Here is an 18,942-nt window from a genome sequence, read left to right as displayed (position 1 = left end):
CTCGCTGCGGGGAATGGGGAGCTGCGGGGAGGGGAGGCGGATCGGGGCAACGCGGCCTGTTGCACAGCGGAGCCAACCTCTTGCCGACAGCCCTGTCAAGGGTTTGTTATGACATCAGTTCATCTCGACGTAACGACGCGATAACGCCACCGTGATGGGCCGCGCGGAGCGCGCGGAGGGATCGGGGGCCGGGGGTGAGTCCCCGAAACCCCCGTCGCATGGGGCCCGGAGGGTCGCCCCGGATCTCCACACCTCCCCGCGGGTTAGGACGTTCGAATGTAAGGACAAAGCGTTGACAATGTCCGTGCGCAGCCGTTAGACCTGTCTCGGCCGGGCGTTCGGACCGGCGCATGACGGACCCCAAGGAGCCATGCCCATGACCGAGCCGTACGACCTGATCACGATGGGCCGGGTCGGAGTGGACATCTATCCACTGCAGGTCGGCGTGCCGCTGCCGCAGGTCGAGACCTTCGGCAAGTTCCTGGGCGGCTCGGCGACCAACGTGGCGGTGGCCGCCGCCCGGCTCGGCCGCAGCAGCGCGGTGATCAGCCGCACCGGGCAGGACCCGTTCGGCACGTACATCCACCAGGCGCTGAAGGAGTTCGGGGTGGACGACCGCTGGGTGACCCCGGTGGAGCGGTACCCGACCCCGGTCACCTTCTGCGAGATCTTCCCGCCCGACGACTTCCCGCTGTACTTCTACCGCCAGCCCAAGGCCCCCGACCTGGAGATCCACCCGGCCGAACTCGACCTGGACGCCGTGCGCGAGGCCCGGATCTTCTGGATGACCGGCACCGGGCTGTGCGCCGAACCCAGCCGCTCGGCCACGCTCACCGCGCTGCGCGCCCGCGGCAAGAGCGGTACCACGGTCTTCGACCTCGACTGGCGGCCGATGTTCTGGGACGGCCCGGACGCCGCGGAAACAGCCCGGCCGCACTACACCGAGGCGCTGGCGCACGCCACCGTCGCCGTGGGCAACCTCGACGAGTGCGAGATCGCCACCGGCGTGCGCGAGCCGTGGGCCTGCGCCCGCGCCCTGCTGGCGGCCGGGGTCGAACTGGCGGTGGTCAAGCGGGGCCCCGAGGGCGTGCTGGCCGTGCACCGCGACGGCCGGTCCGCCGAGGTGCCACCGGTGCGGGTGGAAGTGGTCAACGGCCTTGGCGCGGGCGACGCGTTCGGCGGCGCGCTGTGCCACGGGCTGCTCGCCGGTTGGGAGTTGGACCGTGTGACGCGGTACGCCAACGCCGCCGGAGCACTGGTCGCCGCCCGGCTCGCCTGCTCCTCCGCCATGCCCACCGAGTCCGAGGTCGAGGACCTCCTCGCGCATGGCTGACCTACCGCCGCCCCGTGAACTCCGGTGAGATCCCGGTGAAGGAGAGCACCCCTTGAGCATCAGCATCAGCGACCTCGTCAAGGTGCGGGCCCAGCATCCCGAGGCCATCGCCGAGGCCGCCGCGCGCCGAGTCCGACGGCCTCTGATCGGGCCCGGCGGCCGGCTGATGATCGTCGCCGCCGACCATCCGGCGCGCGGCGCGCTCGCCATCGGTGAGCGCGAGCTGGCCATGGCCAACCGGGTCGACCTGCTGGAGCGGTTGTGCACCGCGCTCGCCAGGCCAGGAGTGGACGGGGTGCTCGGCACCGCCGACATCCTGGAGGACCTGCTGCTGCTCGGCGCGCTCGACGGCAAGGTCGTCATGGGCTCGATGAACCGCGGCGGCCTGGCCGGCGCCTCGTTCGAACTGGACGACCGGTTCACCGGCCACCGCGCCCAGGACATCGCCCGGTTGGGCTTCGACGCGGGCAAGCTGCTGCTGCGCATCGACTACGCCGACGCCGGGTCGCTGAGCACCCTGCACTCCACCGCCCGGGCCATCGACGAGATGGCGGAGCGGCGGCTGCCGGTCTTCGTGGAGCCGTTCATCTCCCGCCGGGTGGGCGGCAGGGTCGCCAACGACCTGAGCGCGGCGGCCGTCACCAGATCCATCGCCATCGCCTCGGGCCTCGCCGGGACCTCCGCCTACACCTGGCTGAAGGTGCCGGTCACCGAGAACGTGGACGACATGGCCGCCGTCATGGAGACCTCGACGCTGCCCGCCGTACTGCTCGGTGGCGAGGTGGGCGGGGACCAGGAAGGGTTGTACGAGAAGTGGCGCAAGGCCCTGCGGCTGCCCACCGTGCAGGGCCTGGTCGTAGGCCGCTCACTGCTCTACCCGGCGCGGGGCAGTGTGGAGTCCGCCGTCGACACCGCCGTCGGCCTGCTGTGAATCCGCCCAGCGGTCAGGAGACTTGAGACCATGACCTCGTACTCCCAGGAATTCCACCTCCCCGCCGGATCCGCCGCCGACGGCCCGTACACGGTGGACATCGACCCCAAGCGGGCCGGTTGGGGCTACTCCTCGCTACGGGTGCTCGAACTGCCGCCGGGCGGTTCGCACTCGCTGGTCACCGGTGACAGCGAGTGGATCGTGCTGCCGCTCAGCGGCGGCTGCACCGTGGTGACCGAGGGGCGCGACTTCGAACTGCACGGCAGGGGCAGCGTCTTCGGCTCCGTCACCGACTTCGCCTATCTGCCGCGCGACGCGCACGCCCGGATCGCCAGCGGCGCGGGCGGCCGCTTCGCCCTCACCGGCGCCCGCTGCGAGCGCAGGCTCCCAGCCCGCTACGGCCCCGCCTCGGACGTGCCGGTGGAACTGCGCGGCACCGGCAACTGCTCCCGCCAGGTCAACAACTTCGCCGCGGCCGGTGTCTTCGAGTGCGACAGGCTCATCGCCGTCGAGGTGCTCACCCCCGGCGGCAACTGGTCCTCGTACCCGCCGCACAAGCACGACGAGTGCCGACCGGGTGAGGAGTCGCGACTGGAGGAGATCTACTACTTCGAGATCGCCGCCGCACACGGCACGGAAGGAGTCGGCTACCAGCGGGTGACCCCCTCCGGACACGGCCGCGGCCCCGATGTGCTCGCCGAGGTCCGCGACGGCGACACGGTACTGATCCCCGACGGCTGGCACGGGCCCTCGATCGCCGCACCCGGCCACCACATGTACTACCTCAACGTGATGGCCGGACCCGGCGCCGAGCGGGAGTGGCTGATCTGCGACCACCCCGACCACGCCTGGATCCGCGGCAGTTGGGAAGGCCGGCCCGTCGACTCCCGGCTACCCCTCTACACCGCCGCTTCCGAAGGAGCGCAAGAGCGATGACCACACGACGGCTCACCGTCGCCCAGGCCCTGGTGGAGTTCCTGGCCCACCAGTACACCGAGCGCGACGGCCGCAAGTCCCGTCTCATCAACGCCTGTTGGGGCATCTTCGGGCACGGCAACGTGGCAGGACTCGGCCAGGCGCTGCTGGAGTCCGGCCGCTCGGCCATGCCGTACCTCCAGGGCCGCAACGAGCAGGCCATGGTGCACGCGGCGGTCGGCTACGCCCGGCAGTCCAACCGGCTGTCCACCCAGGCGGTCACCACCTCCATCGGCCCGGGCGCCACCAACCTGGTCACCGGCGCGGCACTGGCCACCGTCAACCGCATCCCGGTACTGCTGCTGCCCGGCGACGTCTTCGCCACCCGCGCCGTCGACCCGGTGCTCCAGCAACTCGAGGTGCCGTACGCGGGGGACGTCTCGGTCAACGACACGCTGCGGCCGGTGTCCCGCTACTTCGACCGGGTGACCCGCCCGGAGGCGCTGGTCCCGGCGGCGCTTGAGGCGATGCGGGTGCTCACCGACCCGGCCGAGACCGGCGCGGTCACCCTGGCGCTGCCGCAGGACGTACAGGCCGAGGCGTTCGACTGGCCCGAGGAGTTCCTCGCCGACCGGGTGTGGCGGGTGCGCCGAGCGGCCCCCGATCCGGTGGAGTTGGCGGCGGCGGTCACCGAAATCCGCGGCGCCCGGCGGCCGTTGATCGTGGCGGGCGGCGGCGTCCACCACAGCGAGGCGGAGGAGGCGTTGCGGGCGCTGGTGGACGCCACCGGCATCCCTGTGGCGTCCACCCAGGCCGGCAAGGGCTCGCTGCGCCACGACCACCCGGCCGACGTGGGCGGCATCGGCCACACCGGCACCGCGGTCGCCGACGAACTGGCCCGAAGCGCCGACCTGGTGATCGGCGTGGGCACCCGGTACACCGACTTCACCACCGCCTCCCGCACCCTGTTCGCCGCGGACGCGGTGCGCTTCGTCAACCTCAACGTCGCGGCCTTCGACGCCCACAAGCTGAGCGGCACCACACTTGTCGCCGACGCCCGGGCCGGACTCCAGGCGCTCACCGAGGCCCTCGGCGGCCACCGCGTCGACGCGGCGTACGAGGCCGAATACCGTACCGGCAAGGCCCGTTGGGAACTGGTCGTGGACGCCGCCTACGCGGCCGACGACGAGGACTCCCGGCCCACCCAGACCCAGGTGCTGGGCGTGCTGGACTCGGTGGTCGGCGACGACGACGTGATCATCAACGCGGCCGGTTCGCTCCCGGGCGACCTGCACAAGCTGTGGCGCGCCCGCTCCCCTCGCCAGTACCACCTGGAGTACGGCTACTCCTGCATGGGCTACGAGATCCCGGCCGCCATCGGAGTACGGCTGGCGGCGCCGGACCGGCCGGTGTGGTCGCTGGTCGGCGACGGCACGTACCTGATGATGCCCACCGAGATCGTCACCGCCGTCCAGGAAGGCGTCAACGTCAACATCGTGCTGATCCAGAACCACGGCTACGCCTCCATCGGCGGGCTGTCCGAGCAGATCGGCGCCGAACGCTTCGGCACCGCCTACCGGTTCAGGTCCGCGGACGGCTCCTACGACGGCGATCCGCTGCCCGTCGACCTGGCCGCCAACGCCGCCAGCCTCGGCATGGACGTGATCCGCGCGGCGACCGTCCGCGAACTGCGCGCCGCGCTGGCGGGCGCCCGCGCCTCGGCCCGGCCGACCTGCGTGTACGTCGAAACGGACACCACGCCCACCGCCCCCGGCGCCGAGGCGTGGTGGGACGTACCGGTGGCCGAGACCGCGACCCGGCCCGCCGCCGTCAAGGCGCGCGAGGAGTACGAGCGGCAGCGGGCGTCCCGGCGCCACCACCTGTGAGCCCCGGTGAGGGCCGGGCCTCCGATTCCCTGATCGGAGGCCCCACCCGGCGGTCGCATGTCAGGACAATGTGATGTCTGACTTTCCTGTCAGGCTTACCGGCGGATATTCTCGGCCCGTGCCCAAGCCTGAGCCTGCAAGCCTCGACTTCGCGGTGGACCGGTCGAGCCCCGTGCCGCTCTACTACCAACTCGCCCAGCAGTTGGAGAGCGCCATCGAGCACGGCCGGCTCGCCCCGGGCAGTCTGCTGGGCAACGAGATCGAACTGGCCGGACGGCTCGGCCTGTCCCGGCCGACCGTCCGCCAGGCCATCCAGTCCCTGGTCGACAAGGGCCTGCTGGTCCGCCGCCGCGGCATCGGCACCCAGGTGGTGCACAGCCAGGTCAAGCGCCCGCTGGAACTGAGCAGCCTCTACGACGACCTCCAGGCCGCCGGACAGAGCCCGGCCACCCGGGTGCTGCGCAACGAGACCGAGCCCGCCTCCGCGGAGGTCGCCGCCGCCCTCGGCATCGCCGAGGGCGACGAGGTCCAGGCGATCGAGCGGCTCCGGCTCACCCACGGCGAGCCGATGGCGTACCTGTGCAACTACCTGCCCGCCGAACTGCTGGACCTGGACAGCGAACGCCTTGAGCAGACCGGCCTGTACCGGCTGATGCGGGCCGCGGGCATCACCCTGCACAGCGCCCGCCAGGCGGTCGGCGCCCGCAACGCCTCCGCGCAGGAGGGCGAGCAGCTCACCGAGCCGGAGGGCGCCGCCCTGCTGACCATGCAGCGCACCACGTACGACGACACCGGCCGCGCGGTCGAGTACGGCACCCACATCTACCGCGCCTCCCGCTACGCGTTCGAGTTCCAGCTGCTGGTCCGCCCCTGATCTCGGGTTCCCGCCGCCGTCAGGGACAATGGACGGCTGGCGGGTCCCCGAGGAAGGCAAAGGAACCAGTGGCGAGGGTAGAAAGGCGGCTGCGCGCGCTCGGCGCGATCATGGCGGCCGTGGTGGCCGCGACCGTGGCGGGGTGCAGCAGCACCGGGGGCCTGCGCGCGGAGGAACGGGCCAAGCAGGCCGCGGCGAACGGCAAGGTGGTCACCACCCCGCGGTGGACGGTGGCCATGGTCACCCACTCGGGAGCAGGCGACACCTTCTGGGACATCGTCCAGAACGGCGCCAAGCAGGCCGCCGTCAAGGACAACATCAACTTCCTGTACTCCGCCAGCGACCAGAGCGACCAGCAGGCGCAGCTGGTCCAGGCCGCCATCGACCAGCACGTCGACGGGCTGATCGTCACCCTCGCCAAGCCGGACGCGATGAAGGACGTGGTCGACAAGGCGGAGCGGGCCGGAATACCGGTGATCACCATCAACTCCGGGGCCGAGGAGTCCAAGGCGTTCGGCGCCCTCACCCACATCGGCCAGGACGAGACCATCGCCGGGCAGGCGGTCGGCGACGAGCTCAACAAGCGCGGCAGGAAGCACGCCCTGTGCGTACTGCACGAGCAGGGCAACATCGGCCACGAGCAGCGCTGCGCCGGAGTGAAGCAGTCCTTCCACGGCACCGTGGACAACCTCTACGTCAACGGCACCAACATGCCCGACGTCCAGTCCGCGCTCCAGGCCAAGCTCCAGTCCGACAAGTCGATCGACGCCGTGGTCACCCTGGGCGCGCCGTTCGCCGCGACCGCGGTCAAGGCCAAGCAGCAGGCGGGCAGCGGCGCGGAGATCGACACCTTCGACCTCAACACCCAGGTCGCCCAGGGCCTGTCCGACGGCAGTCTCGGCTTCGCCGTGGACCAGCAGCCGTACCTCCAGGGGTACGAGGCGGTGGACCTGATGTGGCTGTACCGGTACAACCGGGACGCCCTCGGTGGCGGCAAGCCGGTGCTCACCGGTCCGCAGATCGTCACCAAGGACGACGCGGAGGCGCTGCGCCAGTACACCCAGCGGGGGACCCGATGACCGAAGCCACCCTCGACGAGCGCCTGACGGGGCGCTCACTGCCGCGCCGCCTGCTGGGCCGCCCCGAACTGGGTTCGGTGGTCGGCGCCACCGCGGTGTTCCTCTTCTTCTCCCTCGTCGCCGACGCCTTCCTCCAGCCGTCCAGCCTCGGCACCGTGCTGTACGCCTCGTCGACCATCGGGATCATGGCGGTTCCGGTGGCGCTGCTGATGATCGGCGGCGAGTTCGACCTGTCGGCCGGGGTGATGGTCACCACCTCCGCGCTGTGCTCCTCGATGTTCAGCTACCAGATGACCGCCAACGTCTGGGTGGGCGTGGGCGTCTCGCTGCTGGTCACGCTGGCCGTCGGATTCTTCAACGGCTTCGTGCTGACCCGTACCAGGCTGCCGAGCTTCATCATCACGCTCGGCACGTTCCTGATGCTCACCGGACTCAACCTGGGCTGCACCAAACTCATCAGCGGTACGGTCGCCACCAAGAGCATCTCCGACATGCAGGGCTTCGACTCGGCCCGCGCGGTCTTCGCCTCGCACCTGACCATCGGCTCCGTCGACCTCCAGGTCACCATCTTGTGGTGGCTGGGCCTGGTGGCGGTGGCCACCTGGGTGCTGCTGCGTACCAGGGCGGGCAACTGGGTGTTCGCGGTGGGCGGCAGCGCGGACGCGGCCCGCGCGGTCGGCGTTCCGGTGGCGCGCACCAAGATCGGCCTCTACATGGCCGTGGCGCTGTGCGCCTGGATCTCCGGACAGCACCTGCTGCTCTCGTTCGACGTGGTGCAGTCCGGTGAGGGCGTCGGCAACGAGCTGCTCTACATCATCGCGGCCGTCATCGGCGGCTGCCTGATGACCGGTGGCTACGGCTCCGCGATCGGCGCGGCGGTCGGCGCGTTCATCTTCGGCATGACCAGCAAGGGCATCGTGTACGCGCAGTGGAACCCCGACTGGTTCAAGTTCTTCCTCGGGGCGATGCTGCTGCTCGCCACCCTGCTCAACCACTGGGTACGCAAGCGCGCGGAGGCCGCGACATGACGGCACCACTGGTGGAGCTGGCCGACGTCAGCAAGTTCTACGGGAACATCAAGGCGCTCGAAGGCGTCTCGCTCGAAGTGCGCGCGGGCGAGATCACCTGCGTGCTGGGCGACAACGGCGCCGGCAAGTCCACCCTCATCAAGATCGTCGCCGGACTGCACCAGCACGACGGCGGCAGCTACCGGATCGAGGGAGAGGAGGTCCGGCACGACTCGCCGCGGGAGGCCCTGGACCGTGGCATCGCCACCGTCTACCAGGACCTCGCGGTCGTCCCGTTGATGCCGGTGTGGCGGAACTTCTTCCTCGGCTCCGAGCCGCGCAGGGGCCGCGGTCCCTTCAAGCGCCTCGACGTGCGCACGATGCGCGAGACCACCCGCGCCGAACTGCTGCGGATGGGCATCGACCTGCGCGACGTCGACCAGCCCATCGGCACGCTGTCGGGCGGCGAGCGGCAGTGCGTGGCGATCGCCCGCGCGGTGCACTTCGGCGCGAAGGTCCTGGTGCTGGACGAGCCGACTGCCGCGCTGGGCGTCAAGCAGTCCGGCGTGGTGCTCAAATATGTGGCCGCGGCACGTGACGCGGGACTCGGTGTGGTCCTCATCACGCACAACCCGCACCACGCGTACCTGGTCGGCGACCGCTTCGTACTGCTCAAGCGCGGTGCGATGGCGGGCAGCCACACCAGGTCGCAGATCACCCTGGACGAGCTGACCCGCCAGATGGCGGGCGGCAGCGAGCTGGAACAGCTCAGCCATGAGCTGAGCAGACCGGGCGTCGCGGCGGACGGGCTTGGCCCCCGGAACGCGTGATGAGGCAGAATCGGCCAGTAGAGCCCCCGACCCGGAGAAGCCCCTTGAGCGCCTACCGCGAACGCGTCCACCGTACGGGCGCGGCGCGAGCCACCGTCCTGCAGACCGTCGGCCGCCGCGAACGCCGCTCCCATCTCACCGCGCCCCGGGTGCCCACGGTGGGCATCGACATCGGCGGCACCAAGGTGATGGCGGGCGTCGTGGACGCCGACGGCAACATCCTGGAGAAGGTGCGTACCGAGACCCCGGACAAGTCCAAGAGCCCCAAGGTGGTCGAGGACACCATCGTCGAGCTGGTACTGGACCTGTCCGAGCGGCACGACGTGCACGCCGTGGGCATCGGCGCCGCGGGCTGGGTGGACGCCGACCGCTCCCGGGTGCTGTTCGCCCCGCACCTGTCGTGGCGTGACGAACCGTTGCGGGACAAGCTCGCCGAGCGGCTGCTGGTGCCGGTCATGGTGGACAACGACGCCAACACCGCGGCCTGGGCCGAGTGGCGGTTCGGTGCCGGGCGGGGCGCGGACGACCTGGTGATGATCACGCTGGGCACCGGCATCGGCGGCGCGATCCTGGAGGACGGCCAGGTCAAGCGCGGCCGGTACGGGGTCGCGGGCGAGTTCGGCCATATGCAGGTGGTGCCCGGCGGGCACCGCTGCCCGTGCGGCAACCGCGGCTGCTGGGAGCAGTACAGCTCGGGCAACGCCCTGGTCCGCGAGGCCCGCGAACTGGCCGCCGCCGAGTCACCGGTGGCGTACGGGATCATCGACCGGGTCGGCGGCAACATCGCCGAGATCACCGGACCGCTGATCACCGAGCTGGCCCGCGAGGGCGACGCGATGTGCGTCGAGCTGTTCCAGGACATCGGACAGTGGCTGGGCGTCGGCATCGCCAACCTGGCCGCCGCGCTCGACCCGTCCTGCTTCGTCATCGGCGGCGGCGTGAGCGCCGCCGACGACCTGCTGATCGGCCCGGCCAGGGACGCCTTCCGGCGCACCCTGACCGGTCGCGGCTACCGGCCGGAGGCCCGCATCGTCAAGGCCGAACTCGGCCCGGAGGCGGGCATGGTGGGCGCCGCGGACCTCGCCCGGCTGGTCGCCCGCCGCTTCCGCCGAACCAACCGGCGGCGGGTGGAACGGTACGAGCGCGCCGGGCTCAGCACACGGCTGGTGCCGCGCGGCCGGGAGGACGAACGATGACCGCACCCGCCATGCTCCCCGAGTACCCGCCGAAGAAGCGGCGCCGCTGGGTGCAGTGGATCGTGGTCGCCCTGCTGATCCTGATCCCGTCCGGCTACGGAGCGGTCGCCGCCGTGCAGAGCCGGGACAGCGACGGCGCCAAGTCGCTGAAGGCGGAGATGGCCGGGCTGGTGGACGACTGGCCCGCCCGGACGCAGCGCAGCATCTACCAGGTGCCGATTCCGTACAACGCCACCAAGGTCGCCTACTTCGAGTCCAACTCGTGGCAGACCAGCTCGCTCTACGTGCAGTTCACCACCACCGCGGGTGGACTGGACACGTTCCTGGCGCAGTTGGGCGCGGGCCGCGAGGACCTGAGGAACGGCGCGGTGACCGTCACGGCCGACCAGTCCAAGCGGGTCGGCTGGAAGTTCTCGCCGGGGCACGACTGGGCGGGCACCACCCTGCCCGGTCACGGTGAGAAGCCGCAGCACCAGATCACCGTCAACCTCGACAACCCGGATAAACCATCCGTTTACCTGGTTTCCACGACGACCTTTCACTGAGGCGCAGCGGGCGCGGGGGTGGCTGCCGGAATCCTTGCGACAGTGACCGCGGAGTGGGAATACCGGTGATCGCGGGGCTTCGGGCGAACCGCTGATGCGCCCCCGGGATGCAGGTCGAGCCACCGGTAGGTACGACCCGATCAACGTCCACTGACCCTCGGTGAGTTGCCTGCGCGTCACGACAGCGCCTGGCCAGGTTCCGTCCCGCACGTGGGCGGAACCTGGATTTGATCACACCCTCGCACAGCCGCAGGCTGGGGGCGAGGTCCCAGCTTCGTCCAACTCCCCACCTGTCAGGGCAGGGTGACGGAATCCCCCGAACCCTTTCCCGTGCAGATCGTTGTCGTAGAAGTACGACAGTAGGAGGGCAGGGCGTGGTGAGTGACGCCATGGCGGACGGCAGCCTGTGGCGGCATCGGGGCTTTCTCCATTACTGGAGCGCGAACGCCGTTGACCTCGTGGGCAGTGGTGTCACGCAGGTGGCACTTCCGCTGGTCGCGGTGGTGGCGCTGCACGCGTCCGTCTGGCAGGTCGCGCTGTTGTCGTTCGCCCAGAAACTCCCGCCCCTGCTGGTGTCGCTCCCCGCCGGGGCGCTCGCGGACCGGCACCGCAAGCATCCCGTGATGGTGGGCGCGGCGGTGGCCGGCGGTGCGGTGTTCCTCCTCGTCCCGCTTGCCGACGTCACGGGGCGGCTGTCCATGGGGCTGCTGTACGGGGTGGCGCTGGTGAGCGCGGTTGCGGAGGTGTTCGGCTCCACCGCTCGGATCAGTTTCCTTCCTTCGCTGCTGCCCCGTTCGCGGCTGCTGGAGGCCAACTCCAAGCTCGGCGGCATCAATTCCCTGGCCGACAGTGCCGGCGCTCAGCTCGGCGGCGCCTTGGTCACCGTCCTCGGCGCCGCCCATGCCATCTGCCTGGACGTCGCTTCCTACCTGGCCTGTGCCCTCCTCCTCACCCGTATCCGCACCCCCGAACCGGCCATGGCGCGATCCACGAGGAACACGACCTTCCGGGCCGAGATCGCCGAGGGAATGCGCTATGTGTGGTCTCATTCCACGATTCGGTCGTTGGTGCTCGCCGCCACCGCGTACGTCGCCGTCATGGCCTTCCTCAGCACGCTGTGGTCCGTCTACCTGCTGCGCCAACTCCACTACTCCAGTGCGGCATTGGGCGCGACGCTGAGCGTGGCCGCGCTCGGCGGGTTCTGCGGCGCGCTCGTCGTCCGCCGGGTGGTCGCGCGGTACGGACCGGTGCGCGTCATGCTCACCGCTCTGGCCCTGGCCCCGTTCACCGAGGTGCCGCTCCTGCTCGCCACGCCCGGGCGCGCCTGGCAGGTGGCCGTCGGTGTGGGGATGTTCGTCCAACTGGGGTGTGCCGTCGTTCAGGGCTCCACCCAACGCACCATCCGTCAGGCCGTCTGCGACCCCGCACTTCAGGGCCGCATGCTCGCCACGAGCCGTTGGGTCGTCTACGGCTCCCAGCCGGTGGCCGCCCTCCTCGCCGGCGCTGCCGGGACCTGGCTCGGGCTGTGGAACGGCCTGGCCATCGGCACCCTCGCCTTGGCCATCCCGCTCCTCGTACTGCGATCTGCCTCGCTCCCCGGCGTGCCCCAGGGCTTCGCCGTCCCCGAAGAAGCCCATCGGGCAAGCGCGTGCCCGCAAAAGGAAAGTGATGCTGCATGAGCCCTGGGGGAATTCCGGGCCAGTCCCGTCAATCCCGCCCCGTCGGACGGTACGTTCCCGTCAGGGGTATCTACACGGAGTCGGCGCGCCTTCAGCGGCTTGACTGGCTTCGTTCCGTTACCCGGCTGGGGCTGGGCTCCTTGCAGCACACACAGCTCGACGCCAGCAAACTGACCGGAAACATCGAGGGGTTCGTCGGTGCCGTCGAGGTCCCGGTTGGCGTGGCGGGGCCCTTGCGGTTTTGCGGGGAGAACGTCCAGGGTGAGATCTATGTCCCTATGGCGACTACGGAGGGCGCCCTCGTCTCGTCGGCGACGCGGGGAGCCCTGGCCGTCACCATGGCCGGTGGCGTCAGCACCCGTGCCGTCTCACAGGCGATGACACGTGCACCTGTCTTCGCCTTTTCCCGGCTGTCGGCCGCCGGCCGTTTCGCCTCAGCGGTTCTCCAGCACCTCGGCGACCTGCGCGCGGCCATCCGGCGCGTCTCCGACCATGCCGAACTCATCTCGATCGAACCCGTGGTGCTGGGCAGGACCGTTCACCTGAGGTTCAGGTACACCACCGGGGACGCGGCAGGGCAGAACATGACCACCGCCTGCACCTGGCACGCTTGCCAGTGGATCCTGGAACAGCCTCACCTGATCGCGGGAGGCGAGCTCGAATCCTTCATCATCGAGGGAAACACCTCGGGCGACAAGAAGGCGTCGTCCCAGGCCATGGCGGAAGGCCGCGGGATCAGGGTGTCCGCTGACTGCCTCCTGCCAGGAGGCGTTGTCGAGCGGGTCCTGAAGACAACCCCTGACGAGCTGGTCAGGGGCTACCAGCACATCGCGGCCGGGGCTGTTCACAGCGGAGTGCTGGGCTCGAACGCGAACACCGCCAACATCGTGGCGGCAATCTTCACCGCGACGGGCCAGGACATCGCCTGCGTGCACGAGTCGAGCGTGGGGCAGTTCATCCTCGAACGGACGCCGGACGGCGTCTATGCGAGCATCACCCTCCCCGGCCTGGCGGTCGGCACGGTCGGGGGCGGCACCCACCTCCCCACGCAACACGAACTCCTGGAATCGATGGGGTGTACGGGCCGGGGAAGCGCGGCCCGCCTGGCGGAAATCATTGCCGGCTTCGCCCTTGCGCTGGACCTCTCGACGGTATCGGCAGCCGTTTCCGGGCAGTTCGCCAGCGCCCATGAACGCCTCGGGCGCAACAGGCCGGTCCGCTGGCTCCAACCCGAGGAGCTCGACGCCCAGTTCTTCGAATCGGCGCTGGGCCACTCCGAAATGCCCGGCGTCAAGGTCACGAGCGTCGAGACCACCCACATCCCCATGGGGCCCAGCGTCCTGTCGGAGCTGACATCGCGAACCGTGAAGAAAGCCGTCGGACTCTTTCCGATGCAACTGAGGGTCGAACACGACGACGTGGAACAGAAGCTTGACGTCATGGTCAAGGTCAAGCCCACCGACCGGGAAGTCATCAAGATGGCCGGGCTGGCAGCCGCCCTGTGCGGCGGTCCGGTGGCAACCCACTACCGCAGGTTCGACCAACGCCTCGGCTTCGTGGGATGCGATGTACGGGAATTGGCTTTGTACGAGCAGACCGACACCCGCTTCACCAGCCTGGTGCCGAAGCTGTACCGAACCCATCGCGATGACCGGAGGGAGGCGTATGTCATCGTGATGGAGTGCCTCGGCGACATGGAGCTGATGGACACGTCGGATCACGCACGCGGATGGTCACGTCGGCATCTCGGCATCGCCCTACGCGACCTCGGGCAACTCCACTCCATCTGGTACGGCAAGGAATCCGTGCTCCGCGGGATGCCGTGGATCGGGCACGTTCCGAACGCCGCGGACATGGTGGAGATGCGGGAGCTGTGGCTGGCCCTGGCCGACCACTCGGCGCAAGAGTTCCCCGAGTTCGTCCACGGACGCCACCACGATCGGCTGGTGTCCTGCATCGGAACCATCGACCGCTGGTGGCCGCAGATCGAGGAAATGCCGAGGACCCTCGTACACAACGACTTCAACCCCCGCAACCTCGCCATCCGGACGGACGGCAGACTGTGTGCGTACGACTGGGAGCTCGCCACCCTGCACATTCCCCAGCACGATCTGGCGGAACTGCTCTGCACCGCCCTGGAACCCGCCGACATCAATGCCGCGGTGGTCGAGGAGCTTTCGGAAGTCCACCGCAGGTCGCTCGAAGCCCATGCCCAAACCGCCATCGACAGGGCCCAGTGGGAATCCGGGTACCGCCTCGCCCTCAGGGACCTGGCCGTCAATCGCTTCGGGCTCTACTTCGTGGCGCACACCGTTCGCCACTACGGCTTTCTCGAGCAGTGGTGGCGGAACCTCTGGGCCCTGATCGATCTGACAGAAGCTGCCGACGGGAGCTGACTCCCGGCCCTGGACGGCAATTTTGCTGCTTTGTATTTCTTCGGGTCGTAACTCTGGTCGTGCTGTTCCGTTAGGCCAACTGGATGAGAGCTGACGGTAGTACCGCACGACGCGGGCCGCGCTTCTCACCGTGCCGTATCCCATCGAATAGGAAAAGGCGAACCAGTGGGTTCAATGAAGCGATTCGCAGTTCTGTCCGGCGTTCTCGTGGCGGTCCTGGCCTCCCCTGCATGCATCGGGGCCGCGAGTGCCGACACGATCGACCTGGGGGCGGGCGGTCTGCTGTCCAACATCAGTGGTAAGAACTCCTCGACGCACTCCAACCTGTGCGGCGCCAACAGGGTCGGCCTCCTCAACGACCGAACCTGCGTGGTCCGGTACGACTCCCACAACCGCCACGACAAGGACCGTCAGGTGACCGGCCCGAGCGGCGGTCTGCTCTCCAACATCGACTCCCGCAACACCTCCGGATTCAGCAACAACTGCGGGACGGAGACCGTCGGAATCCTCAACCACACCACCTGCGTCACCGAAGAGAAGTAGGGCACGCAGGCGGGCCACCCCGGGAGGGCGGCGTCATCCGACGCCGCATGCCTTCCCACCGGACGCACCGGGGTGGCCCGCCCCGAACAAGCGCGCTGTAAGAGGCGGCGTGTGCGTTCCGAGCCCCCCTTCCCAGTGGAACAGGGCGGGGGCACGCATGCTGGCAGGACCATCGCGGTGGCGACGGACGCGATGATGGCCCGCGTCGGTCCTTGCCCGCGTTGGGCAGCGGCGGTCGGCGCGGGCACTGGAATCGCTAAGGCTTTTTGGACATCTCCTGCTTGGCCAGCTCCAGCTTCTTCGTCACCTCCTCGGCGTCGAAGCCGGGGATGCCACCGCCTTTCTCCCCGTCGAGGTCGGGTGCCTGCTGGAACTCCGGCTCGGCCGGTGCGGCGGGCTCGATGTGCTGGCCGACGGCGTTGGGTGGGTAGTTGGCGATGGCGTAGGACGGGAACTGGAATGACAGGCCCTCGGCCACCGCGCTGCCGTCGGCCCGGTACAACTGGAGTTCGTGGGACTTGACCCACAGGACCCCCGAAGCCCGCGGCGGGGTGACCATCTCCTGCGTCCTCGTACTCTCGGTGAACTCGGTGAGCGAGGTGCGCTTCTCGTAGCCGGTCTCACGGGTGATGTTGACGTCCGCGCCCACCGAGAGACCCTTGAACGCGATGCCGGCCGAGGCGGAGACGACGATGCGGGTCAGTGTCGTCCACGCCTCGCTCTCACTCTGGACGACGCCGGTGACCACCTGTTCCGAGGCGCGCGCGTCCTGAGTGCCGTGCTGGTTGTTCGTGAAGATCGCCCGGTTGTAGCCGACGCGGCGGTGCAGCCGGTAGAACGGGCTGTTGAGGACCTTCCATTGCAGGTCGCGTCCCTCGTCGTTGACGCCCGTGAACGGAACGCGCACGATCCGGTCGGTGACCGGCTGCGGGTTGGACGGCTCCTGGTAGGAGGTCAGGGGCGGTGCCTGCGGCTCCGGCCGCTTCTCGACCCCGGCCGGCACGTCCAGGATCCAGGTCGTGTCCGTCGGTGCCGGAGTGCTGTAGTGCGTGACGGTGGTGACCGTGTTGGGGGCGAGGAGCAGCCGCTCGGAGGGGTCCTCCGAGATCGGGGGGACATCGACCCGCCACACGGCCACATCCCCGGCATTGCCGCCGGTCCCCTGGTCGCTCCAGACCCGCTCCCTCAGCTCCGCCCGGCGCACGTAGGTGTGTCCCCCGACGGCGGTCTGCTTCACGCACCAGATCGCGTTCAGCGGCGGTTTGACGTCCCAGCCCGACATCCACACGTCCCCCAGAGCTACGTACCCCTGCGGGGGGATCGGCCGCCACACCGACCCGTAGAGGTGCGCTCCGGTATTGCTGTCGTGCCACAACCGCCGGTAGTCCACCGGAGAGGCCACCACCCCCGAATGCCCGGAGACCGGAGCAATCATCAGCTGCGCCACCCGCCCGAAGCGCCTGAAGTCGACGTCGTCACCCGCGTCTTGAGCCGACCTGTAATGGCGTGCGTAGGACCCCAGCGGCCGAAAATTGGGATCACCTGCTGCTGAGGACAGCCAGACACTGACCTCACCGTTCGGCCGCGGCTTCGGCGGCTTCCCGCCCCAATTCGGGACCTGGTAAGACGACCAGAAGAAACCATTCCGGTAGTCGTGATCAATTGTGTAGCAAAGGTCGAGTTCTCCGAACGTTTCGTACCAGGACATCTGGCCCCTTCGGTCGACTAACTCCCTGCATGACAAGCAAGAGGAATCACAGTTATGCCCCGTTGTCGATAAGGCACAGATTCAAACCAGACACCGCTCCTCCAGGTGGCCCCTCTGGCGACTGTCCGGTGTGCCACTGAACCTTGACCGTTTGCAACTGAGGTTTGACGACCGGTAGTTTCCTGCCGACCGAAGTTTTACCGGCCGCGACTCGGCAGTCTGGAACGGGCAGTGGGGCGCCAGCGCACACACGTTCGGTGACTGCCTGGGCAGGTCTGGCGGGGGAAACAGTGTTATCCGCGGGCAGGGGTGCGGACCCTGGCCTGTTCCAGGCCGGGGCCGCAGTGCTGGTGTGATCTTCCGGGGGGATTGCGTCCTAGTGCCGCATCGGGCAACGTCCGCCCTGTCGATCACGCTCGTAGCCGCTGATCGTCGGCGTGGCGGTTTCGCCAGAGGATGTAGCGGCGGACATGCTGCCCTGTCAGGGCGACGGTCCCTATATGTTCATTGCCGAGGTCCCCGAGGACCGGGAGCCCCAGATGCAGATCGTGGCTGAAGGCGGTCGATGAGGATGCGTTCCGTCCCGATCCTGCCGTCGAGGTGGTCACGCCGTTCGAGGACACCCATTACGGGACGAGGGAGATGACCGTCCGTGCCCCGACGGACGTCTGTGTAGCCTCCAGGCCCCCGCGAAGAACTGACCGTAAGGAGAGGGACATCGTGGCACACGAGCAGAACGAGGTGCCGGACAGCACCGCGGTGCGGGTCGCCCTCTGGCGGGCGATGCATGTGCAGGTCGACGCGCCGCCCCACGTGTTCGAGGACGAGGTCGGCCTGCAGTTGGCGGTCTCTGACGATGGATGGCGCCGCCGCCCGGACATGGACCCGCGCGCCACCAGCGGGTTTCGGGCGGCCATTGTGTCCCGCGCTCGTTTCATCGAGGACCTGGTCGCCGAACAAGTCGACCACGGTGTCCCCCAGTACGTCATCTTGGGGGCCGGACTCGACACCTTTGCCCAGCGCAGACCGGAGATCGCCGCCCGCCTACGGGTCTTCGAGATCGACCAGCCGGGCACCCAGGCCTGGAAGCGCCAGCGCCTGATCGAACTCGGCTACGGGATCCCCGACTGGCTGCGACTGGTGCCGGTCGACTTCGAGGCGGGCGGGGACTGGTGGGAGCAGTTGTCCGACGCCAGCTTCGATCCCGGCCGGCCGGCGGTCGTCGTATCCACTGGCGTCACCATGTACCTCACCAAAGAAGCCACCGCGGCGACCCTGCGGCGACTCGCCGATCTTGCCCCCGGCTCGACGCTCGCCATGACGTTCATGCTGCCGACCGAACTCATCGAGGACGCCGATCGCGTCGCACTAGAGGCGACCAAGCCACAGGCGCAAGCATCCGGAACGCCTTTCATCAGCTTCTACACCCCGCGAGAGATGCTGGCACTGGCCCGTGACGCCGGCTTCAAGGATGCCCAGCACGTGTCGGGAACTGCGCTGGCCGACCGCTATTTCGCCGATCGGACCGACGGCCTTCGCCCGTCAAGCGGAGAGGACTTGCTGGTCGCCACCACCTGACGTTATTCGGCCACGCCACCTGATCCGAAAGCGAAGGTCGGGTTACGACTGCCCGCGCAGGGAGACTGTCGGTCAGCCGAGCCGGAACCCCTACCCGGAAGAGGGCAGCGGAGAGCGGCTGGATCGCGTCGGCAGATGCAGGCGGGCGACGCCTGCCGGGAGTTCGGCACGCGGCGCTCCGTGCCAGCGGATCCACAGCGCGGGGCGCCCGCGGAGGGCCTCGTCGCGCAGCTTGTCCGTGCGCGCGTAGGGCAGCGGCGAGGACCTCGGACTCGCCAGCAGGAGTCGGTTCCAGGGCCATCCGCCGATTCTCAGCTAGTGTCCTGCGCCAGAGATCCGTCGGCAGAAGCGGGCGAGGGAGTCGAGGATCTCCTCGGCGGTCTTCGTCCAGATGAACGGCTTGGGGTCCTCGTTCCAGTTTTTGACCCAGCGGCGGATATCG

General features: G+C 69.2%; 15 protein-coding genes and 1 pseudogene. 15 read left to right on the top strand and 1 reads right to left on the bottom strand.

Annotated features, from left to right (window positions below; all coding sequences use genetic code 11):
* The first annotated feature begins 376 nt into the window (after positions 1 to 376).
* The 13 genes from iolC (at position 377) to P3G67_RS11725 (ending at position 15,214) form a co-directional block, all read left to right on the top strand.
* Complete coding sequence (iolC, locus tag P3G67_RS11785; protein ID WP_276093410.1) at positions 377 to 1,333, top strand: 5-dehydro-2-deoxygluconokinase; 957 nt, start codon at positions 377 to 379, stop codon at positions 1,331 to 1,333.
* A 52-nt stretch (positions 1,334 to 1,385) separates the two neighbouring features.
* On the top strand, positions 1,386 to 2,264 hold the full coding sequence (locus P3G67_RS11780) for a Cgl0159 family (beta/alpha)8-fold protein (protein WP_269858818.1): 879 nt from the start codon (positions 1,386 to 1,388) through the stop codon (positions 2,262 to 2,264).
* Positions 2,265 to 2,294: 30 nt separating this feature from the next.
* Positions 2,295 to 3,200 (top strand): 5-deoxy-glucuronate isomerase, encoded by a 906-nt coding sequence (gene iolB, locus P3G67_RS11775; protein WP_276093409.1) that lies wholly within the window; start codon positions 2,295 to 2,297, stop codon positions 3,198 to 3,200.
* Complete coding sequence (gene iolD, locus P3G67_RS11770) at positions 3,197 to 5,065, top strand: 3D-(3,5/4)-trihydroxycyclohexane-1,2-dione acylhydrolase (decyclizing) (protein ID WP_276093408.1); 1,869 nt, start codon at positions 3,197 to 3,199, stop codon at positions 5,063 to 5,065. Before iolB ends, iolD begins: the two co-directional genes overlap by 4 nt.
* Positions 5,066 to 5,183: 118 nt before the next feature.
* Complete coding sequence (locus P3G67_RS11765; RefSeq protein ID WP_276093407.1) at positions 5,184 to 5,939, top strand: GntR family transcriptional regulator; 756 nt, start codon at positions 5,184 to 5,186, stop codon at positions 5,937 to 5,939.
* 110 nt (positions 5,940 to 6,049) lie between these two features.
* A complete protein-coding gene (locus P3G67_RS11760) occupies positions 6,050 to 7,018 on the top strand; it encodes a sugar ABC transporter substrate-binding protein (RefSeq protein WP_276093628.1) in 969 nt (322 codons plus the stop codon).
* Positions 7,015 to 8,046 (top strand): ABC transporter permease, encoded by a 1,032-nt coding sequence (locus P3G67_RS11755; protein ID WP_276093406.1) that lies wholly within the window; start codon positions 7,015 to 7,017, stop codon positions 8,044 to 8,046. The genes P3G67_RS11760 and P3G67_RS11755 overlap by 4 nt, the downstream gene beginning before the upstream one ends.
* Entirely contained in the window at positions 8,043 to 8,855 is an 813-nt protein-coding gene (locus tag P3G67_RS11750; RefSeq protein ID WP_276093405.1) for an ATP-binding cassette domain-containing protein, read from the top strand. Before P3G67_RS11755 ends, P3G67_RS11750 begins: the two co-directional genes overlap by 4 nt.
* Positions 8,856 to 8,899: 44 nt before the next feature.
* A complete protein-coding gene (locus P3G67_RS11745; protein WP_269858812.1) occupies positions 8,900 to 10,051 on the top strand; it encodes an ROK family glucokinase in 1,152 nt (383 codons plus the stop codon).
* The gene (locus P3G67_RS11740; RefSeq protein ID WP_269858811.1) at positions 10,048 to 10,596 is read left to right on the top strand and encodes a hypothetical protein; all 549 of its coding nucleotides are present in this window, start codon (positions 10,048 to 10,050) and stop codon (positions 10,594 to 10,596) included. Before P3G67_RS11745 ends, P3G67_RS11740 begins: the two co-directional genes overlap by 4 nt.
* A gap of 377 nt (positions 10,597 to 10,973) precedes the next feature.
* Positions 10,974 to 12,275 (top strand): MFS transporter, encoded by a 1,302-nt coding sequence (locus P3G67_RS11735; protein WP_276093404.1) that lies wholly within the window; start codon positions 10,974 to 10,976, stop codon positions 12,273 to 12,275.
* Positions 12,272 to 14,671, top strand: coding sequence for a phosphotransferase (locus P3G67_RS11730; RefSeq protein WP_276093403.1), 2,400 nt, complete (start codon positions 12,272 to 12,274; stop codon positions 14,669 to 14,671). Before P3G67_RS11735 ends, P3G67_RS11730 begins: the two co-directional genes overlap by 4 nt.
* 174 nt (positions 14,672 to 14,845) lie before the next feature.
* Positions 14,846 to 15,214 carry a hypothetical protein gene (locus P3G67_RS11725; RefSeq protein ID WP_276093402.1) on the top strand — a complete coding sequence of 123 codons (369 nt, stop codon included), beginning with the start codon at positions 14,846 to 14,848 and terminating at the stop codon, positions 15,212 to 15,214.
* Positions 15,215 to 15,470: 256 nt separating this feature from the next.
* Here P3G67_RS11725 and P3G67_RS11720 read toward each other — a convergent pair whose 3' ends face one another.
* Positions 15,471 to 16,661: a Vps62-related protein gene (locus P3G67_RS11720; RefSeq protein ID WP_276093401.1), complete on the bottom strand. Its 1,191-nt coding sequence runs from the start codon at positions 16,659 to 16,661 to the stop codon at positions 15,471 to 15,473.
* Between the two features lie 746 nt (positions 16,662 to 17,407).
* Between P3G67_RS11720 and P3G67_RS11715 the strand changes: the two are divergent.
* A pseudogene (locus P3G67_RS11715) lies at positions 17,408 to 17,623 on the top strand (VOC family protein); the annotation flags it as partial.
* A gap of 19 nt (positions 17,624 to 17,642) precedes the next feature.
* The gene (locus P3G67_RS11710; RefSeq protein ID WP_276093400.1) at positions 17,643 to 18,500 is read left to right on the top strand and encodes a class I SAM-dependent methyltransferase; all 858 of its coding nucleotides are present in this window, start codon (positions 17,643 to 17,645) and stop codon (positions 18,498 to 18,500) included.
* The last annotated feature ends 442 nt before the right edge of the window (positions 18,501 to 18,942 follow it).

The sequence above is a fragment of the Streptomyces silvisoli genome (assembly GCF_029269905.1).
Classification (GTDB): Bacteria; Actinomycetota; Actinomycetes; order Streptomycetales; family Streptomycetaceae; genus Streptantibioticus_A; species Streptantibioticus_A silvisoli_A.
The sequence above is the reverse complement of the archived record's forward strand: the minus strand, read 5'-3'. Positions and strand labels throughout refer to the sequence as shown.